19 protein-coding genes are annotated in these 20601 nt (G+C 64.3%); 10 read left to right on the forward strand and 9 right to left on the reverse strand.

Features of this window, described 5'->3' with window-relative positions; all coding sequences use genetic code 11:
* Positions 1-122: 122 nt before the first annotated feature.
* The 5 genes from folE2 to A7V84_RS08645 all read right to left on the reverse strand — a co-directional run bounded on the left by folE2 (position 123) and on the right by A7V84_RS08645 (position 5058).
* Positions 123-920, reverse strand: coding sequence for a GTP cyclohydrolase FolE2 (folE2, locus tag A7V84_RS08625; protein ID WP_025514490.1), 798 nt, complete (start codon positions 918-920; stop codon positions 123-125).
* Positions 921-1069: 149 nt separating this feature from the next.
* A complete protein-coding gene (gene dxs / locus A7V84_RS08630; protein WP_025514488.1) occupies positions 1070-2977 on the reverse strand; it encodes a 1-deoxy-D-xylulose-5-phosphate synthase in 1908 nt (635 codons plus the stop codon).
* 51 nt (positions 2978-3028) lie between these two features.
* On the reverse strand, positions 3029-3940 hold the full coding sequence (locus A7V84_RS08635) for a polyprenyl synthetase family protein (protein ID WP_063492368.1): 912 nt from the start codon (positions 3938-3940) through the stop codon (positions 3029-3031).
* A gap of 4 nt (positions 3941-3944) precedes the next feature.
* On the reverse strand, positions 3945-4187 hold the full coding sequence (locus tag A7V84_RS08640) for an exodeoxyribonuclease VII small subunit (protein ID WP_025514483.1): 243 nt from the start codon (positions 4185-4187) through the stop codon (positions 3945-3947).
* Between the two features lie 79 nt (positions 4188-4266).
* Positions 4267-5058 (reverse strand): IclR family transcriptional regulator, encoded by a 792-nt coding sequence (locus A7V84_RS08645; RefSeq protein ID WP_025514482.1) that lies wholly within the window; start codon positions 5056-5058, stop codon positions 4267-4269.
* Positions 5059-5176: 118 nt separating this feature from the next.
* On the opposite strand from A7V84_RS08645, the gene A7V84_RS08650 reads away from it, so the two are divergent.
* The 4 genes from A7V84_RS08650 to A7V84_RS08665 all read left to right on the forward strand — a co-directional run bounded on the left by A7V84_RS08650 (position 5177) and on the right by A7V84_RS08665 (position 9234).
* On the forward strand, positions 5177-6145 hold the full coding sequence (locus A7V84_RS08650) for a Bug family tripartite tricarboxylate transporter substrate binding protein (protein ID WP_033534891.1): 969 nt from the start codon (positions 5177-5179) through the stop codon (positions 6143-6145).
* Between the two features lie 120 nt (positions 6146-6265).
* The gene (locus tag A7V84_RS08655; RefSeq protein ID WP_033534892.1) at positions 6266-7267 is read left to right on the forward strand and encodes an acyltransferase; all 1002 of its coding nucleotides are present in this window, start codon (positions 6266-6268) and stop codon (positions 7265-7267) included.
* A gap of 139 nt (positions 7268-7406) precedes the next feature.
* Entirely contained in the window at positions 7407-8558 is a 1152-nt protein-coding gene (locus tag A7V84_RS08660) for an aromatic ring-hydroxylating oxygenase subunit alpha (protein WP_025514478.1), read from the forward strand.
* 118 nt (positions 8559-8676) lie between these two features.
* Positions 8677-9234 carry a phosphonate degradation HD-domain oxygenase gene (locus A7V84_RS08665; protein WP_025514476.1) on the forward strand — a complete coding sequence of 186 codons (558 nt, stop codon included), beginning with the start codon at positions 8677-8679 and terminating at the stop codon, positions 9232-9234.
* Between the two features lie 69 nt (positions 9235-9303).
* Here the strand turns inward: A7V84_RS08665 and A7V84_RS08670 are convergent, their stop codons facing one another.
* The gene (locus tag A7V84_RS08670; RefSeq protein ID WP_063492642.1) at positions 9304-10152 is read right to left on the reverse strand and encodes a sulfurtransferase; all 849 of its coding nucleotides are present in this window, start codon (positions 10150-10152) and stop codon (positions 9304-9306) included.
* Between the two features lie 36 nt (positions 10153-10188).
* Entirely contained in the window at positions 10189-11043 is an 855-nt protein-coding gene (locus A7V84_RS08675) for a DMT family transporter (RefSeq protein WP_025514473.1), read from the reverse strand.
* A gap of 171 nt (positions 11044-11214) precedes the next feature.
* Here A7V84_RS08675 and htpX point away from each other — a divergent pair, with 171 nt between their 5' ends.
* On the forward strand, positions 11215-12096 hold the full coding sequence (htpX, locus tag A7V84_RS08680) for a protease HtpX (protein ID WP_025514471.1): 882 nt from the start codon (positions 11215-11217) through the stop codon (positions 12094-12096).
* Positions 12097-12174: 78 nt separating this feature from the next.
* Here htpX and A7V84_RS08685 read toward each other — a convergent pair whose 3' ends face one another.
* Together A7V84_RS08685 and A7V84_RS08690 are read right to left on the reverse strand one after the other, a co-directional pair.
* Positions 12175-13164 (reverse strand): quinone oxidoreductase family protein, encoded by a 990-nt coding sequence (locus A7V84_RS08685; protein ID WP_025514469.1) that lies wholly within the window; start codon positions 13162-13164, stop codon positions 12175-12177.
* Positions 13165-13225: 61 nt separating this feature from the next.
* Positions 13226-14176 (reverse strand): DMT family transporter, encoded by a 951-nt coding sequence (locus tag A7V84_RS08690; protein ID WP_025514467.1) that lies wholly within the window; start codon positions 14174-14176, stop codon positions 13226-13228.
* 115 nt (positions 14177-14291) lie between these two features.
* Between A7V84_RS08690 and A7V84_RS08695 the strand changes: the two genes are divergently transcribed.
* From A7V84_RS08695 to A7V84_RS08715, 5 genes are all read left to right on the forward strand, one after another.
* Entirely contained in the window at positions 14292-15167 is an 876-nt protein-coding gene (locus tag A7V84_RS08695) for a DMT family transporter (protein WP_025514465.1), read from the forward strand.
* Between the two features lie 31 nt (positions 15168-15198).
* Positions 15199-15687 carry a MarR family winged helix-turn-helix transcriptional regulator gene (locus A7V84_RS08700; RefSeq protein WP_170283361.1) on the forward strand — a complete coding sequence of 163 codons (489 nt, stop codon included), beginning with the start codon at positions 15199-15201 and terminating at the stop codon, positions 15685-15687.
* A gap of 119 nt (positions 15688-15806) precedes the next feature.
* Positions 15807-17222 carry an efflux transporter outer membrane subunit gene (locus A7V84_RS08705; protein WP_063492369.1) on the forward strand — a complete coding sequence of 472 codons (1416 nt, stop codon included), beginning with the start codon at positions 15807-15809 and terminating at the stop codon, positions 17220-17222.
* An 8-nt stretch (positions 17223-17230) separates the two neighbouring features.
* Positions 17231-18418, forward strand: a complete 1188-nt coding sequence (locus A7V84_RS08710; protein WP_063492370.1) for an HlyD family secretion protein — start codon at positions 17231-17233, stop codon at positions 18416-18418.
* Positions 18415-20016, forward strand: a complete 1602-nt coding sequence (locus tag A7V84_RS08715; RefSeq protein WP_063492371.1) for a DHA2 family efflux MFS transporter permease subunit — start codon at positions 18415-18417, stop codon at positions 20014-20016. The genes A7V84_RS08710 and A7V84_RS08715 overlap by 4 nt, the downstream gene beginning before the upstream one ends.
* Positions 20017-20601: the final 585 nt, after the last annotated feature.

The following is a 20601-nucleotide window of genomic DNA, read 5'->3' on the forward strand; positions in this document are numbered from 1 at the left end:
TGCCAGACGCACGCAACGGCTGCCCCGTGCTTGCTCCCCCGCCCGCAGAAGGCCGGACGCAAAAAAGGCCACGAAATTTCCGTGGCCTTTTTTTATGCCGACCCTGCGGCCGGAGTCGTCGGTCAGCCCTCGACCACCGCGTAGGCGGAATGGTTGTGGATGGACTCGAAATTTTCGGCCTCGACACAGAAGCGCGCAATCTGCGGCGCGGCCTTCAGGCGGGCCGCCACATCGCGCACCAGGTCTTCGACGAATTTGGGGTTGTCGTAGGCGCGCTCAGTGACGAATTTCTCGTCCGGACGCTTGAGCAGGCCCCACAACTCGCAGGAAGCCTCGTCCTCGACCAGGCGGATGATGGCATCCAGGCTGATCTCATCCTGCAGGATGGCCGACACCGTGACGTGCGAGCGCTGGTTGTGCGCGCCATACTCGGAGATCGCCTTGGAGCAGGGGCACAGGCTGGTGACCGGAACGAGCACGCGCAGCTCGAACTCCACCTGGTCACCGGCAGCACGCGCCACCCAGGTCGTCTCGTAGTCCAGCAGGCTCTGCACACCGGACACCGGCGCCGATTTGTTCACGAAGTACGGGAAGGTTGCGGTCAGGTCGCCTCGCTCGGCTTGCAGCAGGGGCAGCATTTCGCGCGCCATCTCGGCAAACAGCGCCGGCGTCATGGGAATGCTGCGGTACTTCTCCAGCAAGGCCACGAAGCGGGACATATGGGTGCCCTTTTCTTCGGCCGACAGCGCGACCGTGAGGGTCCAGTTGGCCACGGTGGGCTGGACCGAGCCGTCGCCGGCCTGCACGAGCATGGGGTGGCGCACACCACGGATGCCCACGCGCTGGATCGGGATGTGCCGCGTGTCAAGCGAACTCTGGACATCGGGCATCACGATGGCGGGATCAATCGGGGAATTCATGTCGCTTACCTGTCGGGGGATGGGCTTGCTCCACCCCCAGAAATTGAGAAATGACTGGCATTATCGCCCAAACTTGCGGCGCAAGCCGGTAAAACCCTTCCGTTCGTGGGTTGCCTGGGCGCAACAATGCGTTGCGCCCAGGTTGGCAATCAGGCGCGGGCGGCCGTGACCGGCGCGGCAGCGCCTTCAGGAGCGCCCTGAAGCAAGTCGCCATAGCGCGCGCGGATGGCGCGCTCGATACCGGCGGCATCCAGGCCCACCCCCGCCAGCAAGGCCGCCTGGTCGCCATGATCGATGAAAAGATCGGGCAGCCCCAGCTGCAGCACCGGCATGGCCAGGCCGCTGGCCGCCAGGGTTTCCAGCACCGCGCTGCCGGCCCCACCCATGATGGCGGCTTCTTCGAGGGTGACCAGGGCGTCATGGCTGGCTGCCAGCTCGCGTACCAGGGCCTCGTCGATCGGCTTGACGAAACGCATGTCGGCCACCGTCGCACCCAGGGCCTCGGCCGCTTTCAGCGCCGGCTGCACCAGTGTGCCAAAGCCCAGGATGGCAATCCGACTGCCCTGACGCAGCACGCGCCCCTTGCCCAGCGGCACTGTCTGCAGATCCGTCGAAACGGCCGCGCCGCAGCCAGCCCCGCGCGGATAGCGCACCGAAGCCGGCCCCGGATGCGCATAACAGGTCGACAGCAGCAGGCGCGCCTCGTTTTCGTCCGACGGCGTAGCCACCACCATATTCGGCACGCAGCGCAGGAAGGCGATGTCATAGTTGCCGGCATGGGTCGCGCCATCGGCGCCGACCAGGCCGGCACGGTCCAGCGCAAAGGTGACGTCCAGGTTCTGCAGGGCCACATCATGGATCAACTGATCGTAGCCGCGCTGCAGGAAGGTGGAATAGATCGCCACCACCGGCTTCTGCCCCTCACAGGCCAGACCGGCGGCGAACGTGACAGCATGCTGCTCGGCGATGCCGACGTCGAAATAACGCGTGGGAAAGCGTTTCTCGAATTCGACCAGGCCGCTGCCCTCGCGCATTGCCGGCGTGATGCCGGCCAGACGGCTGTCGGCCTGCGCCTGATCGCACAACCACTGGCCGAACACCTGGGTAAACGTGGTCTTGGAAGGCGCCTTGGCCTGCTGGATGCCCACGGCAGGATCGAATTTTCCTGGCCCGTGATACAGCACCGGATCGGCCTCGGCCAGCTTGTAGCCCTGGCCTTTCTTCGTCACCACATGCAGGAACTGCAGTCCCTGCAGGGCCCTGAGGTTCTGCAGGGTGGGGATCAGGGCATCGAGGTCATGACCGTCGATGGGACCCACGTAATTGAAACCGAACTCCTCGAACATGGTTGCCGGCGTGACCATGCCCTTGGCATGCTCTTCGATGCGGCGCGCCAGTTCCAGCACGGGCGGGACATGCTGCAACACCGCCCGGCCGACGTTCTTGGCCGTGGCGTAGAAGCGCCCCGACATCAGCCGCGCGAGATAGCGATTGAGCGCCCCGACCGGCGGCGAGATCGACATATCGTTGTCGTTCAGGATCACCAGCAAATTGACGTTGGGTGTCACGCCAGCGTTGTTCATGGCCTCAAAGGCCATGCCCGCGGTCATGGCGCCGTCACCGATCACGGCAATGTGCTGGCGTGCAATGCCGGCATTGCGTGAGGCCACCGCCATCCCCAGCGCCGCCGAGATCGAGGTCGAGGAGTGCGCCGTGCCGAAGGCGTCATATTCCGACTCGCTGCGCTTGGGAAAACCGGAAATCCCGCCTTCCTGGCGCAGGCTGGCCATTCCGGCCCGTCGGCCCGTGAGAATTTTATGCGGGTAGGACTGATGCCCGACATCCCACACGATCCGGTCGTGAGGCGTGTCAAAGACATAGTGCATGGCGAGCGTCAGTTCGACCGTGCCGAGATTGGACGACAGATGGCCGCCGGTTTTGGATACCGACTCCAGGATGAAGCCGCGCAGCTCCTTGGCCACGGCGTCAAGATCGCGACGTTCCAGTTTGCGCAGGTCGGCCGGCGTTTGGATACGGTCCAGGTGTTCTGTCGTCATGTGATGCATACGGTGATTGGCGCGGGCTGCCTGCAGCGCCGCGCGGAAAGGTCAACGATCGCGCAATACGATGAAATCGGCAAGCTGGCCCAGCCGCGCGCCCGATTCGCCCAGCGGGCCCAGCGCCTGGTGCGCGGCCTGCCTCAGTTCCTCGGCCAGCGCTTGTGCCGCCTCCAGGCCCAGCAGGGATACATAGGTGGGTTTGTTCTCGACCGCGTCCTTGCCCGCCGTTTTGCCCAGGCTGGCGCTGTCGGCGGTGACATCGAGAATATCGTCCACGACCTGAAAAGCCAGGCCCATAGCCTGCGCGTAGCTGTCCAGTGCGGCACGCGCCGTGGAGCTGGCCCCCGCCACGATGCCGCCCAGCGTCACGCTGGCCGCCAGCATCGCGCCGGTTTTCATGCTGTGCATGACCTGCAGCTCATCGCGGGTGAGCGTCTTGCCCACGCTGTGCAGATCGATCGCCTGTCCGCCCGCCATGCCCAGGCTGCCGGCCGCACGCGCCAGCACCTGCGTGGCCTGGACGACCAGCGCCGGCGCGATGGGCATGCCCGCCAGCAGCTCGAAGGCCAGCGGCTGCAATGCATCGCCGGCCAGCATGGCGGTAGCCTCGTCATAATGGATGTGGGCAGTCGGACGGCCACGGCGCAGGGTGTCATTGTCCATGCAGGGCAGATCATCGTGCACCAGCGAATAGGCGTGGATCAGCTCAACCGCCGCCGCAGCGCGATCCATGGACGCCTCCACGGCCAGCACACTGCCGCTGACCGGGCAGGCCTGCCCGGCAGCGTATACCAGGGCAGCGCGCACGCGCTTGCCCCCCCCCAGCACGGCGTAGCGCATGGCCTCGTGCAGGCGTTCGGGCGCGGTTTGCGCCGCGGGCATCAGCTCTTTGAGCACCTGCTCAATATGCAAGGCACGTTCGCGCAGCCAATCGGCGCAGGCAAGATGGGGTTGCTTCATGCAGTTATTCGTCGTCAATGGCACCGGCCTGCAGCGGCCGCAACAGATCGCCTTCCAGCACTTTGACCTGCTGCTCGGCCTGGGACAGGCGCTCCTGGCAGATGCGGGTCAGCTCCACGCCGCGCCGGTAGGCAGCCAGCGACTGCTCCAGCGGCAGCGAACCGTTTTCCATGGTTTGCACCAGCGCTTCCAATTCGGCCAGCGCGGTTTCAAAATCTTGAGGCAAGGCCTGCGGCGATGAAGACAAGCGTAACTCCGGAACGCGGAAAGAAATGATTTAGCAATCTTCGAATTGTACGAGATAGCGACAGCCCCCGCCGCAGGCCTTATTTCCCAGACAACCGCGCCGCCACGCGGACCAGCGCCGGAGCAACCTGGTCGTGCAGCAACGCCGGCGGCAGGAGCTCTGCCGGCCCGCCGCAACTGAGCACAAAAACGCCTTCGCCGGTCAGGGCCGGAAAGGCCACCGCCGCCGCGTTGATTCCCGACTGCCATTGCCCGATGGCAAAGCAGCAACCGTGGCGCTCGTAGTCGCGCAGCGCTTCCTGCACCACTTGCTCGCCCGGCGCCGAGGGCGAAGCCATCAGGGCTTCACGCGCAGCCGGCGCGAGCGCAGCCAGATAGGCCCGCCCCATGGCGGTATCGAGGCTGGCTCGGTAGCCCACCGGCAGGCGCAGATAAAGCGCGGGCGAACCATGCATCGCCTCCACGTACACCATTGCATCGCCGTCGAAGGCCCCCAGCGCGACCGCCCCGCCGGTCTGGGTGGCCAGCGCGGTCATGTCGGCCTTGGCCAGGTCACGGATGGCCAATCCGGCCAGCAGACCGAATCCCAGCGCCAGCGCCGCATGGCCGGGCGAATACTTGCCGCTCTCGGCGTGATACCGCAGATAGCCCAACTCGGTCAGGGTGAAAGTGATACGGCTGATGGTGGGCTTGGGCAGCCCTGTCAGACGCGCCAGCTCCTGATTGCCCAGTGTCTTCGGCTCGCTGCGAAAGCAGCGCAGAACATCCAGCCCGCGCGCCAACGCCGTAATGAAATCTGGCGACGCCGTTCCGGCGCCCCCCGTCTGGCGTTTGCGCCGGGCCGGGCCTGAAACCGGTGATTGTTGTTGCATTTCGCCCCCAGGATTTCTATATTCCAATTTCGGAATACAAAATTAAATTCCGCCATACGGAATTTATAGCAAGGCTGGCTCAAAGAAAAGCCCCGCCCCACCACTGAAGGAAGACACTATGCGCCGACAAACCCTGAAACTCTGCCTTACAGCCCTGCTGGCCGCAGCCACCCTGCCCGCCTGGGCCGATACGTATCCGAGCCGTCCCATCAAGGTGGTTTCCCCCTTCCCCGCCGGCGGCGCCACGGATGTCCTGACCCGCATCCTGGCCGAGCGCATGGCCAAGGAACTGCAGCAATCCCTGATCGTCGAGAACAAGGCCGGCGCCAGCACCTCCATCGGCGCCGCCTCGGTAGCCCGCGAGCAACCGGATGGCTACACCATCCTCATGGCAACCAATTCCACGCTGGTCACCAACCGTTTCCTCTATAAAGAACTGCCCTATGATCCGGACAGCTTCGCGCCCATCGGCATGGTCGGCGTCGGGCCGCTGGTACTGCTGTCCAGCCCCAAACGCCCCTTCAAGAACACCGCCGAGGTGGTCGCCTATGCCAAGGCGCATCCAGGCGAGCTCACCTACGCCACCTTCGGCCCGGGCACGTCCTCGCACCTGGCTGGCGAACGCTTCAAGCAGGACGCGGGCGTGGACATCCTGCACGTGCCGTTCAAAGGCGCCACCCAGGCCCTTCCGGCCGTGATCAGCGGCGACGTGGATCTGTTCTTCGACATGGTTGCCACCGGTATGCCGCAGGCCAAGGCCGGCAAAGTGAACGTGTTCGGCATTGCCAGCACCGCACGCCTGCCGACCGAACCGCAACTGCCCACCCTGGCTGAACAGGGCTACACCGGCTCGGACATGAGCGCCTGGTTCAGTTTCGTCGCACCCAAGGGAACGCCGCCGCAGGTGCTGGCACGACTGCAGACGGCGCTGCAGAACACCCTCAAGGACGAAGCCGTACGCAGCAAGATGCTGGACATGGGCATCGACCCGCGCTCCGGTTCGGCCCAGGAGCTGCAAAAACAGATCGAAACCGAGCAACCCATCGTCGAGCAGCTCATCAAACAGGCCAACGTGGTGCTGCAGTAACCGACCGCGGCTCACCGGGACATACAGCCCTTAACGCCTGGAAACAGGCGCAAGGGCACGGGGTTGCTATGGTTGAGGCAGGTGCCCCCTTTGGGGCATCGCCCCCCCCAGAGGAGTGCCATGAGCCCGCAGTCACCCTGCCCCGCGCGGCTGGATGCGGCGCGCTGGCTGGCTGCCTTTGCGGTAGTCATGTTGCATAGCGCCGCACAGACCGTTTCCGACCCCACTGGCTATGCCAGCCAAGGCTGGCTGGCCGCCAACCTGTACGATTCGGCGGCACGCTGGTGCGTGCCGGTCTTTGTGATGATCAGCGGCGCGCTGCTGCTCGATCCCGGGCGCAATCAGCCGGCCGGTGAGTTCTACCGGCGCCGCCTGGCCCGCATCCAATGGCCGCTGGCCTTCTGGACACTGTTCTATCTGAGCTGGAGCACCCTGCGGGCCGACGGGCTGGACCTGTCGTTCTGGCCGCAGAAGATCGCCCAGGGTCAGCCCTACTATCACCTCTGGTATCTGTACATGATCGTCGGCCTGTACGCGGCCGCCCCCGCCGTGCGCCTGCTCTACGCGCGCGGCAGCCCAGCCAGCCGCAGCTTCTGGACCCTGGCCATTCTGGGCGTGGCGACACTGGACAGCCTGTATCGCCAGGCCCTGGATGCCGGGCCGGGTTTTTTCCTGACCTGGTTCCTGCCCTACCTGGGCTACTTCCTTGCCGGACGCCTGATCTTCGAAGGGCAATGGCGGTTGCCACGCCCGGGCCTGATCACCCTGGCGGGTATCGCCCTGACGGCCGCCGGCGTCGTGTGGCTGTCAGACAGCCAGACCCTCAACCTCTATTTCTACGACTACTTCAGCCTCACCGTTCCGCTGACCTCGCTGGCGGCCTTTCAGTGCTTCGTGCAGGCGCGCGCCCTGCCGCGCCTGCCGGCGCTGGCGCCACTGACCTTCGGCATCTACCTGATCCATCCCGCGCTGCTGGACCTGTTCGAGCGCAATGTCCCGGCAGCCGGGCAGGGCGCAGCCGCATTCTGGCGCCTGCCCTTGCTGGCCAGCGCCGTCTTTCTGCTGTCGGCAGCGCTGAGCTGGTGCCTGCGCCAGCACCCATTGACGCGCAGATTTATCTGACGCTGCGGCGGAATGGGATGCGGTACAATTCTCGGTTTAGGATCGGCCAGTCCGATTTTTCTTCGCGCCAGCACGGAGTCGGAGGCTCATTCCGCATGCCTTCCGCCGTCCTGGCTTTTTCATCCGAGCGGAGGGAATCATGACCGACATTGGTCGGATGGCACATGTCGTGCCAGCGCGTACCCAGCTTCCGGTAAGCGCCTATTTCGACGAAGCCCGCTTCGCGCGAGAACAAGAACGCATATTCAAGCAATCGTCTCTCTACGTCGGTCACGAGAAAGTCGTCCCCAACGTCGGAGACTGGCGCACCCTGGTGCAGGAAAACGGAGGACGGGTTCTGGTGCGCAACCAGAACGGCGTTGAACTCATCTCAAATGTCTGCCGCCACCGCCAGGCCTTGATGCTGGGCGGCGAAACGGGCAACGTCAACGGCAACGCCAACACCGCCGGCAACCTCGCTGCCACGGGCGGCAATATCGTATGCCCGCTGCATCGCTGGACTTACAACGCCCAGGGCGAGCTGCTGGGCGCGCCCCAGTTCGAGGCCACGCCCTGCATGAACCTGCAGCGCTACCGCCTGCGCGATTGCCACGGCCTGTTGTTCGAGGGTCCGCGCGACCCTGCCAGCGACATGGCTGCGCTGTTCACGCGCCCCGAATTCGACTTCGGCGACTACGTACTGGATCACGTCGAAATCCACCAGTGCAACTACAACTGGAAGACCTTCATCGAGGTCTACCTGGAGGACTACCACGTCGGCCCCTTCCATCCGGGCCTGGGGCGCTTTGTCACCTGCGACGACCTGACCTGGGAGTTCAACGACTGGTACAGCCTGCAGAAAGTCGGCGTGCATCAGGCCCTGGCGCAGCCCGGCTCCGATGTCTACCGGCAGTGGCATGATCGCCTGCTGGACTTCCGCAACGGCCAGGCGCCGGATTTCGGCGCAGTATGGGTGACATACTTCCCCACCCATATGATCGAGCTCTACCCGCATGTGGTGGTGCTGTCCACGCTGTATCCCAAGAGCCCCCAGGAAACGGTCAACGTGGTCGAGTTCTACTACCCCGAGGAAATCGCCGCTTTCGAGCGCGAGTTCGTCGAGGCCCAGCGAGCGGCCTACATGGAAACGGCCATCGAGGACGACGAGATCGCCGAGCGCATGGATGCCGGGCGTCGCGCCCTGATGCTGCGCGGCGCCGACGAAGCCGGCCCCTATCAATCGCCCATGGAAGATGGCATGCAGCATTTCCATGAATGGTATCGCCGCATCATGGAAGAACCGAGCCGCTGACCATAGGCCGGCCTCACCCGACGCCCGGCGCATGCCGGGCGTTTTCATGTCTGCGTCATCAATCCGTCACGAAGCTCTGGTGTACTGCATGCCGACACGGATTCCACGGGAGGCAGACATGCCCCTGAGCCTGCACGACATCGAAGACCTCTTTCTTCAACGCGGCCACCGCAGCTATGACGGCGAGCCCGTCAGCCACCTGCGCCATGCGTTGCAGACTGCCACCCTGGCCGAACGCCATGGCGCGACGCCCCATCTGATCACCGCCTGCCTGTTGCACGATCTCGGCCATCTGCTCGCCGATGAGACCGGCACGCCGACACAACGCGGCATCGACGACAAGCACCAGTACTTCGTGCAGCCGTTTCTGCGCGGCCTGTTCGACAACCGTGTGCTCGACCCGATTCGCCTGCACGTCGAGGCCAAGCGCTATCTTTGCTATCTGGATCCCGGCTATGCCGCAGGCCTGTCGCCAGATTCACGCCGCAGTCTGGCCCTGCAAGGCGGCAGCTTCGATGCAAGCCAGGCGGTGGAGTTCGCCAGCCTGCGCGGCGCGCCTGACGCCATCCGCCTGCGTCGCTGGGATGACCAGGCCAAATGCCCTGACATGCAGACCGAGCCCCTGGCCTACTTCCTGGAAATAGCGGAAAGCATCAGCACCCGGGCCTACGCCTAGCCCCCCGGGATGCGCGTCACAAAAAAGGCGGCCTGCGAGGCCGCCTTCTTGCTTGCACTGTCAGGCCGATCAGCCCTTGGCCACCGGACGCGTCGGATCGGCGCACCACTCGCTCCAGGAGCCCGGGTACAGGCGTGAGCCCGACAGCCCGGCCACTTCCATCGCGAACAGATTGTGGCAGGCGGTGATCCCCGAGCCGCACTGATGCACGACCTCCTGGGCCGGGCGTGCGCCCAGCAACGCCTGGAATTCAGCGCGCAATTGGGCTGCATCCTTGAACCGGCCGTCCGCGGCGAGGTTCTCGCCATTGGGCCGGTTCAGGGCGCCCGGGATATGGCCCGCCACCGGATCCATCGGCTCGGTCTCGCCGCGATAACGATTGGCTGCCCGGGCGTCGACCACGGTGAAGGCGGGGGCCGAAATGTTCTCCAGCACGGCCCGGGCATCGACCGTCCCGACCAGCGAAGCACCTGCCCGGATGCCGGTCTGCGGCGCCAAGCTCTGCGCCACCCCGCTTTCGACAGGCAGTCCGGCCGCCGTCCATGCGCCCCAACCGCCATCGAGGACCGCCACCTGCGCATGTCCCATCCAGCGCAGCATCCACCACAGGTGTGCGGCATAGGCGCCGCCGCTGCCATCGTAGGCCACGACCAGGGTCTCGGGCGTGACCTCATGGGCGGCCATCAAACCGGCGAATGCATCGCGCGAAGGCAGCGGATGACGCCCGTTGGTGCCGGTGCGCGGCGCAGCCAGCTCGGTTTCATGATTCAGGTAGCGCGCCCCCGGGATATGGCCCTCGGCGAACTGGCGCGGCCCGACGGAATGATCCATCAAATCGTGGCGCACGTCGAAGATACGCACATCGGGTTGGCCCAGGCGTGCCGCCAGATCGGCGACGGAAATCAAAGTCATGGTCATGATGGAGTGTCCCTTGGCTGCCTTTGCGCCGGGCATTCAGGCCGGCGAGCTATCCCGCATAGTACGCCATACAGAGAGCAATCCGGCGACGATGATCAAGCCCATCCCGCCCCATGCCAGACCATCCAGCATGTCGCCCCAGAAGCCCATGCCGATCAGGGCCGCGAAAATGATGGTGGAATACTGCAATGCCGCCGTCAGCAAGGCCGAGCCGTGCCCGAAGGCTCGCGTCATGGCCAGCTGGCCGAACAATCCGGCCGTGCCGACGCCGATAAGCGCCAGATAGCCGACCAGATCCGCCTGCCCCCAGCCCTGCCAGGCCAGTCCGCCGATACTGCTTACACAGACCGCCAGCGAGAAAAACAATACCGTGCGCCACTCTGGCTCGCCCACGCGGCCCAGCTGGCGAATCTGCATCATGGCGATAGCCGACAGCGCACCGGCCATCAGCCCCAAAAGGGCAGCCAACCATTGATCATCGGTAATACTGGGGCGCAATACCGTGATCACACCCAGAAACCCCAGCGCCACGGCAAGAATCCGCACCATATCGCGTTGCGCCCCGCCCCAGCCCAGCATCCAGCAGGCGATGAAAAGCGGCGCGGTATAAGTCAGGCTGGTGGCGGTGGCCAGTGGCAGATGCGAAATCGCAAAGAATCCCAGCCACATCGAAGTCACGCCGGCCAGATTGCGCCACAGGTGCAACTTCCATGAAACCGGAATAATCGATTGACGTGCGGCACGCGCCCAGATGAGCAGCAATACCACCGAAGGCAGCCCGCGAAACAGAACCACTTGCGCCAGGGATGCACCGTGCTCGCTGCCGAGTTTCACAAAGGCACCCATCACGGCGAACATAGCGGACGCCACCAACATCCAAAGTGCCTGCATGCGAACGGGCTCGTCAGGAAAAAGTAGGGAACATATAGGGGAAAGCGATACTATACTCCCCAACCCGAACGCACAGCCGGTGCAGGGCCGGCCCAGGGGAACCGGTTCGCACGGCACCGGTCGAAGTGTTGCTTAAAAATCGTTTTCCGCTCGCAGAGGAAACCCAACAGAATGAAACGCGTTATTTTGTTCCTGATCACCAACCTGGCAGTGATGCTGGTGCTGTCGGCCACCTTGCGCATCCTGGGGCTGGATCGCCACATTACCGCGCAAGGCCTGAACCTCACCTCGCTGCTGGTGTTCTCGCTGATCGTTGGCTTTACCGGTTCGATCATCTCGCTGTTGATCAGCAAGCCCATGGCCAAGCACAGCACGGGGGCTCACGTCATCGATCCCAACGCCCCGCGCGACCGCCGCGAGGCCTGGCTGCTCGACACCGTGCACCAACTGGCTGACCGCGCCGGCATCGGCCGCCCTGAAGTCGCCATCTATGAAGGCGAGCCCAACGCATTTGCCACAGGGGCGTTCCGCAACGACGCCCTGGTGGCCGTGTCCACCGGGCTGCTGGAAAGCATGTCCGAAGAAGAAGTGGCCGCCGTGCTGGGCCACGAAGTCGCCCACATCGCCAACGGCGACATGGTCACCCTGACCCTCATCCAGGGCGTGGTGAACACCTTCGTGGTTTTCCTGGCGCGCGTGGTCGGCTATTTCGTCGACCGCACGATCTTCCGCACCGAACGCGGCGTGGGCCCTGGCTATTACGTCACGGTCATCGTCTGTGAGATCATTTTCGGCGTCCTGGCCTCGATCATCGTCGCCTGGTTCTCGCGTCAGCGCGAGTACCGTGCCGATGCCGGCTCGGCGCAATTGCTGGGCTCGCGCGAGCCCATGATCCACGCCCTGGCCCGTCTGGGTGGCGTGCACCCGGGCGAGCTTCCCAAGTCTTTCCAGGCTTCCGGAATCGCGGGCGGGCGCGCCATCTCGGCGCTGTTCTCCTCTCACCCGCCCATCCCGGCCCGCATCGCCGCCCTGCAGCAGATGCGCGTGGCCTGATTCAAGCCAGCCCAAGAAAAAACCCGGCAGCGCCGGGTTTTTTCTTGCCTGCCGGTCCATAAACCGGCCGGGCCTAGCTCAATCCAGTTGCAGAATGGTCGCGCCGGTCGTCTTGCGCGCGGCCAGAGCTTCCTGCGCCACGCCGGCCTCTTCCAGCGGATACCGCTGGTCGATACGGATCACGATTTTCTTTTTCTGCACCAGACCGAACAATTCGTCGGCCGCGGCCTTGAGCTTTTCGGGGGTATTGACGTGCACGCCCAGCGACGGACGCGTCACGTAGAGACTGCCCTTCTGGTTCAGGATGCCCAGGTTGACCCCAGTCACCGGGCCGGATGCATTTCCGTAGCTGACCATCAGGCCACGCGGCTCCAGGCAGTCCAGCGAGGTTTCCCAGGTATCCTTGCCCACGCCGTCATAGACCACCGGCACTTTCTTGCCGCCGGTCAGTTCCAGCACGCGCTCGGCCACGTTCTCGTGCGAATAGTCGATGGTTTCCCAGGCACCGTTGGCGCGCGCCAGGGCGGCCTTCTCGGGACTGGATACCGTACCGATGAGCTTCACGCCCAAGGCCTTGGCCCATTGGCAGGCAATCAGCCCTACCCCGCCGGCCGCGGCATGAAACAGAATCGTTTCTCCGCCCTGCAGACGGTAGGTCTGGCGGAACAGATACTGGACGGTAAGGCCCTTGAGCATCATCGCAGCCGCTTCTTCGAAACTCACGCCCTTGGGCAGCTTGATGACCTGGGCGGCCGGCACGTTGCGGACCTGGGCATAGGCGCCCAGAGGGCTCTGGGCATAACCCACGCGATCACCGACCTTCAGGTGCTTGACCTTGGCCCCCACAGCCTCGACCACGCCCGCGCCCTCGAAGCCCAGGCCATGCGGCAGAGGATGCGGATACAGGCCGGTGCGGTAATAGATATCAATGAAGTTCAGGCCAGCCGCATGCTGGCGGATGGTGACTTCATTGTCGGCGGGCGGCAGCACTTCGACTTCCACCACTTTGAGGACTTCGGGGCCGCCGTGTGCTTCGATGCGGACCGCTTTGACGAGTTGACTGGCCATGCTGGCCTCCTTTCCAGATTTGACTACCAACGCAAAAACCTCAGAAGCGCGGCCCCTGCCCTCAGTTTGCCCGGCCGACTCGCCGGCCGGTCAGTACAAACACCCCCGCCAGCACCAGCGCTGTGCCCGCCAGTTGCCATACGGTGATCGGCTCTTCCAGGAGCCATGCCGCCAGAAACAATACCGATACCGGCCCCACCATACCCAACAACGATGCCGTCGGCGCGCCGATCAGGGCGACCGCCCACATCATCATGAACACCGGCATGACGGTGTTGATCGTGGCGTGGATCAGTGAATATCCGTAGACCCCGACTGGTTGAATCAAGGTCGCCGGCGAATGCACAACAAAGAACTGAATCACACAGGCCACGCAGGAAACCAGCATGGCATAAGCCACCAGCCGAGTCGCGCCCACACGCTTGAGCAGCTCGCCGGAACAGATCAGATAAACAGAATAGCTCAGCGCCGAAGCGAAAACGAACAAAGACCCTTTGACGACCTCGGAACCTCCCGAGGTCTGCGACAGATCATGGGCGAAGACAAGCACCACGCCAAGATATGACAAGCCCATTGCCCAGGCCTGGCGCCGTGTGACGGGGCGTTTGAGCCACCAGGCCGACAGCAGCACCACCATCGACGGCGAGAGGAACAGAATCAGGCGTTCGAGGCTGGCCGTCACGTAGCGCAGGCCGAGAAAGTCAAGAAAACTCGATAGGTAATAACCGATCAATCCCAGCACGCAGATCTGCAGACGTTCACGCCAGCTGAGCACGGCAATTTCACCGCGACGGGCACGGCGCGCCTGCCACCAGCCCACCGCCAGAAAGAACGGCATGGCAAACAGCATCCGGAAGGCGATCAGGGTTACGGCATCGATGTCGTAGCGATAGGTGAACTTCACCACGATGGCCTTTGCCGAGAACAAAATGGCCCCCAGCGCTGCCAGCGCATACCCTGAGGCCAGCTGGGCTTGACGAGAGGCGGGGAAATACTCGGAAAGGCGTTTCATGCGATCATTTTGTTTTTTGCGGCGCACGAGATGCGGTGCTCGCAAAGCATCCAAGAACGGAAAGACAAGGGATGCCGCCCTGGCGTTTGCCGGCAGCGACGCACTCCCGGACACCATGACTCGTCAACGCGCCCTCGCCTCGATCCACTTTGCCGCCATTCTATTCGGTTTGACCGGCGTATTTGGCGAACTCATCCAAGCCAGTGCCGCGGTCATCACACTTGGGCGTGCGGTTTTCGCAGTCATCTCACTGGCTTTCTTTGCGAGGATGCAGCGACGCAAACTGCTGGGAATACTGACCCCCGCCCAGATATTCGTTCTGGTGGTATCCGGCGCATTATTGGCCGTGCACTGGGTCACCTTCTTCATTTCCGTGAAGGTGGGCGGCATCGCCATCGCAACCTTGGGGTTTGCCAGTTTTCCCGCCTTCATCACCCTGTTTGAAGGGTTGCTGTTCCGTGAACAAGTCAGCCGCAACGAATGGCTGGTGCTGGCATTGGTGACTGTGGGCCTGGTGCTGGTCACGCCGGCTTTCGACCTGGCCGACCAGGGAACCATCGGACTGGCCTGGGGCCTGCTTTCCGGGCTTGCCTTCGCCCTGCTGGCCTTGACCAACCGGCGTGCCGCGTCCGGCATGGACCCCATGCAGGTTGCCTGCTGGCAAAACACCATCGTGGCCCTGATGCTGCTGCCCTTCGCCGTCGACCAGCTGGGCCAGGTCAATGCCATCAGCTGGCTGTGGCTGGCCCTGCTCGGCGTGTTCTGCACGGGCCTGTCGCATTATCTGTTTGTCTCCTCGCTCACCCGCCTGAACGCCCGCACGGCCGGCCTGGTCATCGCACTCGAGCCCGTCTACGCCATCGCCTTCGCCTGGGTGCTGTTCGCCCAGGAGCCGTCGTTGCGGATGCTGGCAGGCGCCGGCCTGATCGTGGCCGCCATCGTCGGCTCGGGATTGCGCAAGGGTGCGAAAAACCCGCCCGAACCCGTTTGACAATAACTGCCTAGGCAGTTAAATTTCGCGCATGATTGCGCCTTCCGATCCTCCATCCAGCCAGCCCAGCAATGTTCACTACCGCGCCGACACCGTCACGGCCAGCGAAGACAACTGCGGGTTTTTGATCAAGCTCGTCTATCAGTCGCTCAATCGCATGCTCGATGCGGAAATGGCGCCCCTGGACCTGACTGCCATGCAATGGCGGCCCCTCACCCTGATCGAACGCGGGCGCGCCGACACCTCCGCCGAACTCGCCCGCATCATCGGCGTGGACACAGGCGCCATGACGCGTACGCTGGATCGTCTCCAGGCGAAAGGCCTGCTGCAACGCCAGCGCAGCGAAGAAGACCGCCGGGTAGTGCGCCTGGAACTGACCCCCGCGGGCCTGGCCAAGGCGCGCGAGATTCCCGCCTATATCGCCAAGGCCCTGAACGCCCATCTGCGAGGCTTCAGCGCCGACGAAGTGCGCCAGCTGCGCCACCTGCTGACCCGCATGCTGGCCAACGGCAAGGCTTGAGGCCGATCACCACTTAACCCCGGCGGCGACCGGGTTGCTTCGGCACGAAATCCGAAACTGCGCTTTAATTACTGCCTAGTCAATAACAGCTTAATCAATCATTTAAGCGAAACGTCAGGATGAAACGCCTTCTCTCCACTGCATTGGCGCTCGCATTGAGCGGCTGCGCGCTGATGGACCCGGCCCCTGCGCCGCAGGCTGAGCTGGACCCCGGTCAACTGGGGCTATCGCCTGCCGCCATCCAGTGGCCCGATGCGCGCTGGTGGCAACGCTACGACGACCCTCAGCTGAACCGCCTGATCGATGCCGCGCTGGCCAGCAGCCCCTCTCTGGCTGCGGCGCAGGCCCGCCTGGCGCACGCCAACGCCGCCGTTGCCGGCGCACGCGCGCCGCTCATGCCCCGTGTCGATGCCAACTACGCCCTCAGCCGGCAACACCTGTCCGGCAACTACGTGCAGCCTGCGCCGCTGGGCGGCTCGGTCGTCTCCGATAACCGGCTGGCGCTGGACTTCAGTTATGAATTGGACTTCTGGGGCAAGAACCGCTCGCGCCTGAAGGCGGCCGTGTCTCAGCAGGCCGCCGCCCGGGCCGACGCCCAGGCAGCACGCAATCTGCTGGCACTCTCGGTCACGCGCAGCTATCTCAATCTGCAGAACGCTTTCGCCCAGCACGACGTGATCCAACGCGTGATCGCCCAACGCGACGACGTCTACAAACTGACCCTGGGCCGCAAGCAGGCAGGCCTGGACACCGAAGTCGAAGTCAAACAGGCCGAGTCGGCCGCCGCCAGCGCACGCGTGGATCTGACTCAGGTGGACACCAGCATCGCGCAGCTGCGCAACCAGCTAGCCGCCCTCACTGCTATCAGCCCCCGAGAGGCAGGCGATATCCGGCCCCAGACACTGGCCACGCCTGATGGCGTGCTGCCGCAAGCCCTGCCGCTGGAGCTGCTGGGCCATCGCCCCGACATCACGGCCGCCCGCTGGCGTGCCGAAGCAGCCCGCCACCAGATCGACAGCGCCAAGGCCGAGTTCTATCCGAACGTCAATCTGATGGCCTTTGCCGGCTTTCAGGCGCTGGGCACCAATCTGCTGCTGGAGCGCTTCAGCCGGACGGCCGGCATCGGCCCGGCCATAACCCTGCCGCTCTTTCATGGCGGTGAGCTCAACGCCAATCTGGCTGGCCGACGCGCAGACGCCGACCTCGCCGTTTCTGATTACAACCAGGCTGTGCTGACCGCCATCCAGCAGGTCGGCGATGCCGTCGATGCCCTGCGGCTGATCGATCAGGAAAAAATGCAACGCCGCCAGGCGCGCGAAGCGATCGACAGCGCCTATGACCTCGCAGTCAAACGCTATCGCAACGGCCTGGGCAACTATCTGACCGTCCTGCTGGCCCAGGACGGCGTGCTCGCCCAGGCCCGCCTGCAGACCGATCTGCGTTTCCGCGCCTATCAACTCGATGCTGACCTGGCCTACGCCCTGGGCGGCGGCTATACCGGCGAGCCGGCCGTGCCTCCCTCCTCGACCCGCTGATTCTTCCCATGACCTCCCCTGCTATCAACCCCGCGCGCAAACGCCTGCTACTGATCGCCAGCTGCGTATTCCTGATGCTGGCTCTGTCCTATGCCCTCTGGTGGGTGCTGTTCGGCGCACACTTCGAGAGCACCGATGATGCCTACGTCCATGGCAACCTGGTGCAGATCACTCCCCAGGTGCCCGGCACTGTGATCGCCATCCAAGCCGACAACACCGACCTGGTCAAGGCCGGCCAGCCCCTGGTTCGCCTGGACCCTGCCGACACCGATATTGCGTTGGCCCAGGCCGAAGCCCGTCTCGCCCAGACGGTACGTCAGGTACGCACCCTGTATGTCCAGAATGACAGCCTGGCCGCCGATATCGAGGTGCGCCGGGCCGATATTGCTCGTGCCGAAGCCGATCTCAAGCGCGCCCAGAGCGACCTGAAGCGCCGCCAGGCCCTGGCGGGATCGGGCGGCGTCAGCGGCGAGGAAATCCTGCACGCCGAAACCACCCTCAAGAATGCCCAGGCAGGCGTGGCCCAGGCCCGTGCCTCCCTGGCCTCGGCGCAAGCCAAGCTGGCTACCAACCAGGCATTGACCGAAGGTACGGCGGTCGACAGCCATCCCGATGTGCGCCAGGCATCGGCCGACCTGCGCAACGCCTGGCTGGCGCGCACGCGCACCGAACTGCCCGCGCCGGTCGACGGCATGGTTGCGCGGCGCAGCGTGCAGGTCGGCCAGCGCGTGGCGCAGGGAGCCATGCTGATGAATGTGGTCCCCCTGGATCAGGTCTGGGTCGAGGCCAACTTCAAAGAAGGACAGTTGCGCCATATGCGAGTCGGCCAACCCGTCACGATGACCGCCGACATGTACGGCAGCAGCGTGAAGTACCACGGCCGGGTGGTCGGGCTGGATGCCGGCACTGGCGCAGCCTTTGCGTTGCTGCCGGCCCAGAACGCCACCGGCAACTGGATCAAGGTGGTCCAGCGCGTGCCGGTGCGCATCGCGCTGGACCCCGAAGAACTCAAACAACATCCCTTGCGCATCGGCTTATCGATGGAAGTCGAGGTCGATGTCGGCCAGGGCGATGGCCAGCCGCTCACTGCTGCCGCCAAGAGCGGCCCGGCCTGGTCCACACAGGCTTTCGAGCCCGCCCACGAGGACATCGACGCGCACATCGCCAAAATCATCAGCGATAACCTGCAATCATGAGTGAGCAAGCCCGCAAGGCCCCGGGCGGCGGGCCTTATCCACCGCTCGAAGGGGCCACCCGCATCATCGGCTCGGTGGCGTTGTCGACGGCCGTGTTCATGAACGTGCTGGACACCTCTATTGCCAACGTCTCGATCCCCACCATCTCGGGCGATCTGGGCGTGAGCAGCAGCCAGGGCACCTGGGTCATCACCTCCTTTGCCGTCGCCAATGCCATCACGGTCCCCCTGACAGGCTGGTTGACCCAGCGCTTCGGTCAGGTGCGCCTGTTCGTCATCTCGACGATTCTGTTCGTGCTGGCCTCCTGGCTCTGCGGCTTTTCGCCCACGCTCGAAGCCCTGATCGGTTTTCGCGTCCTGCAGGGGCTGGTCGCCGGACCCATGATTCCGCTGTCGCAGGCGCTGATGCTGGCCGCGTTCCCGCGCGAGAAATCCGGCATGGCATTGGCCATATGGTCCATGACCACACTGGTGGCCCCGGTGGCCGGGCCATTGCTGGGCGGATGGATCTCCGACAACTACAGCTGGCCCTGGATTTTTTATATCAACGTGCCGGTCGGCCTGCTCGCAGCATGGATCAGCTGGCGCATCTTCCGCGACCGCGAGTCGCTCACCCGCAAGCTGCCCATCGACAAGATAGGCCTGCTGTTACTGGTCCTGTGGGTCGGCGCCCTGCAGATCATGCTGGACAAGGGCAAGGAGCTGGACTGGTTTGCCAGCCCCGTGATTCAGGCCTTGGCCGCCCTGGCGATCGTCGCGTTTGTATTTTTCCTTATCTGGGAACTCACCGACGCCCACCCCGTGGTGGATCTGCGGCTTTTCAAGGAACGCAATTTCACTGTCGGCGCATTGACGCTGGCCATCGCCTACGGGGTGTTCTTCGGCAACGTGGTCCTGCTGCCCTTATGGTTGCAAAGCACGATGGGCTACACCGCAACCTACGCCGGCCTGATCACCGCGCCGGTTGGCTTCCTCGCCATCCTGCTGACACCCATCGTCGGCAAGCTGCTGGCCACACGCGATCCGCGTCAACTGGTCACGCTGGCCTTTTTGATCTTTGCACTGGTGTGCTTCATGCGCTCGGGCTTCAATCCGCAGACCGATGTGCGCTCACTGATGACACCGACCATCATCCAGGGCGCAGCCATGGCGATGTTCTTCGTGCCGCTGACCTCGATCACCCTCTCCGGCCTGGAACCGGGGCGCATTCCCGCCGCCTCGGGGCTGTCCAACTTCCTGAGACTGACCGCCGGCGCATTCGGCACCTCCATCGCCACCACGGCCTGGGACGATCGCGCCACCCTGCACCACGCCCGCCTAACAGAAGTGGCTCAACCGGGGCAGCAGGCCTTCGATCAGACCATGGGTGCGCTCCAGAATGGCTTGAGCCTCACGCATGAGCAATCACTGCATATCGTCGACGGCATGATAGGCACCCAAGCCCACACCATGGCCGCAGTCGATGTGTTCTACGCCTCCGGCGTGATCTTCGTGCTGCTGATCGTCACCGTCTGGTTCGCGCGCCCGAAGAGCTCGCGCAAAAAGCCTGGCCAGACTGCCGATGATGATGCTGCGCAAGCCACCGCTGGTGCGCACTGACCGCGACAGCACGGCAGGCTGAAGGCTTCGTGGCCGGCTTCCGAGGAGCCCTCTCCGGCCACCCCTTTCGCTCAACCCGCGGTCTGCTTTATCGCCAGCGCGAAACGGGCATAGCCACGCCCAGCCCGACGATGGAGCGTCCAGTCTCCATCCAGAGCCTTCCCCTATCTGCGGCAACCTTGCGCCTCATCCCCACCTGGGTGTGGGCACTATTGTTCTTTCTGATCTATCGTGCCGTCTACGCCCAGCGGCCACGACACACCCTCTTGTCGCGCGCGCTCCTGGCACCCGTTTTTTTCTGATCTGGGGGCATCGCCTCAGGCAAGCATCAAGCAACGCCTTCCTGCATCGCTGCCATTGCCACTTCATTCTGTCGCCACCCATGACGCCGCAACCCGGCAGATCGCCCGCTGCGGCTCACCCCCTCCCCCTCATCCTGATCGGGTTCGCCTTTCTGTCCATATACATGCTGGCTTGACCCCGCAGCGGCCGGACGAAGCCCGACGATCGAGGCCATGAGGACAGCAGCGGCGGTACAGCGAGGGGTAAGCGCGGGCAGAGGGGATCGCCGCGCGGGCTGGCCCG

It is taken from the genome of Bordetella trematum, from assembly GCF_900078335.1.
Lineage (GTDB): Bacteria > Pseudomonadota > Gammaproteobacteria > Burkholderiales > Burkholderiaceae_B > Bordetella > Bordetella trematum.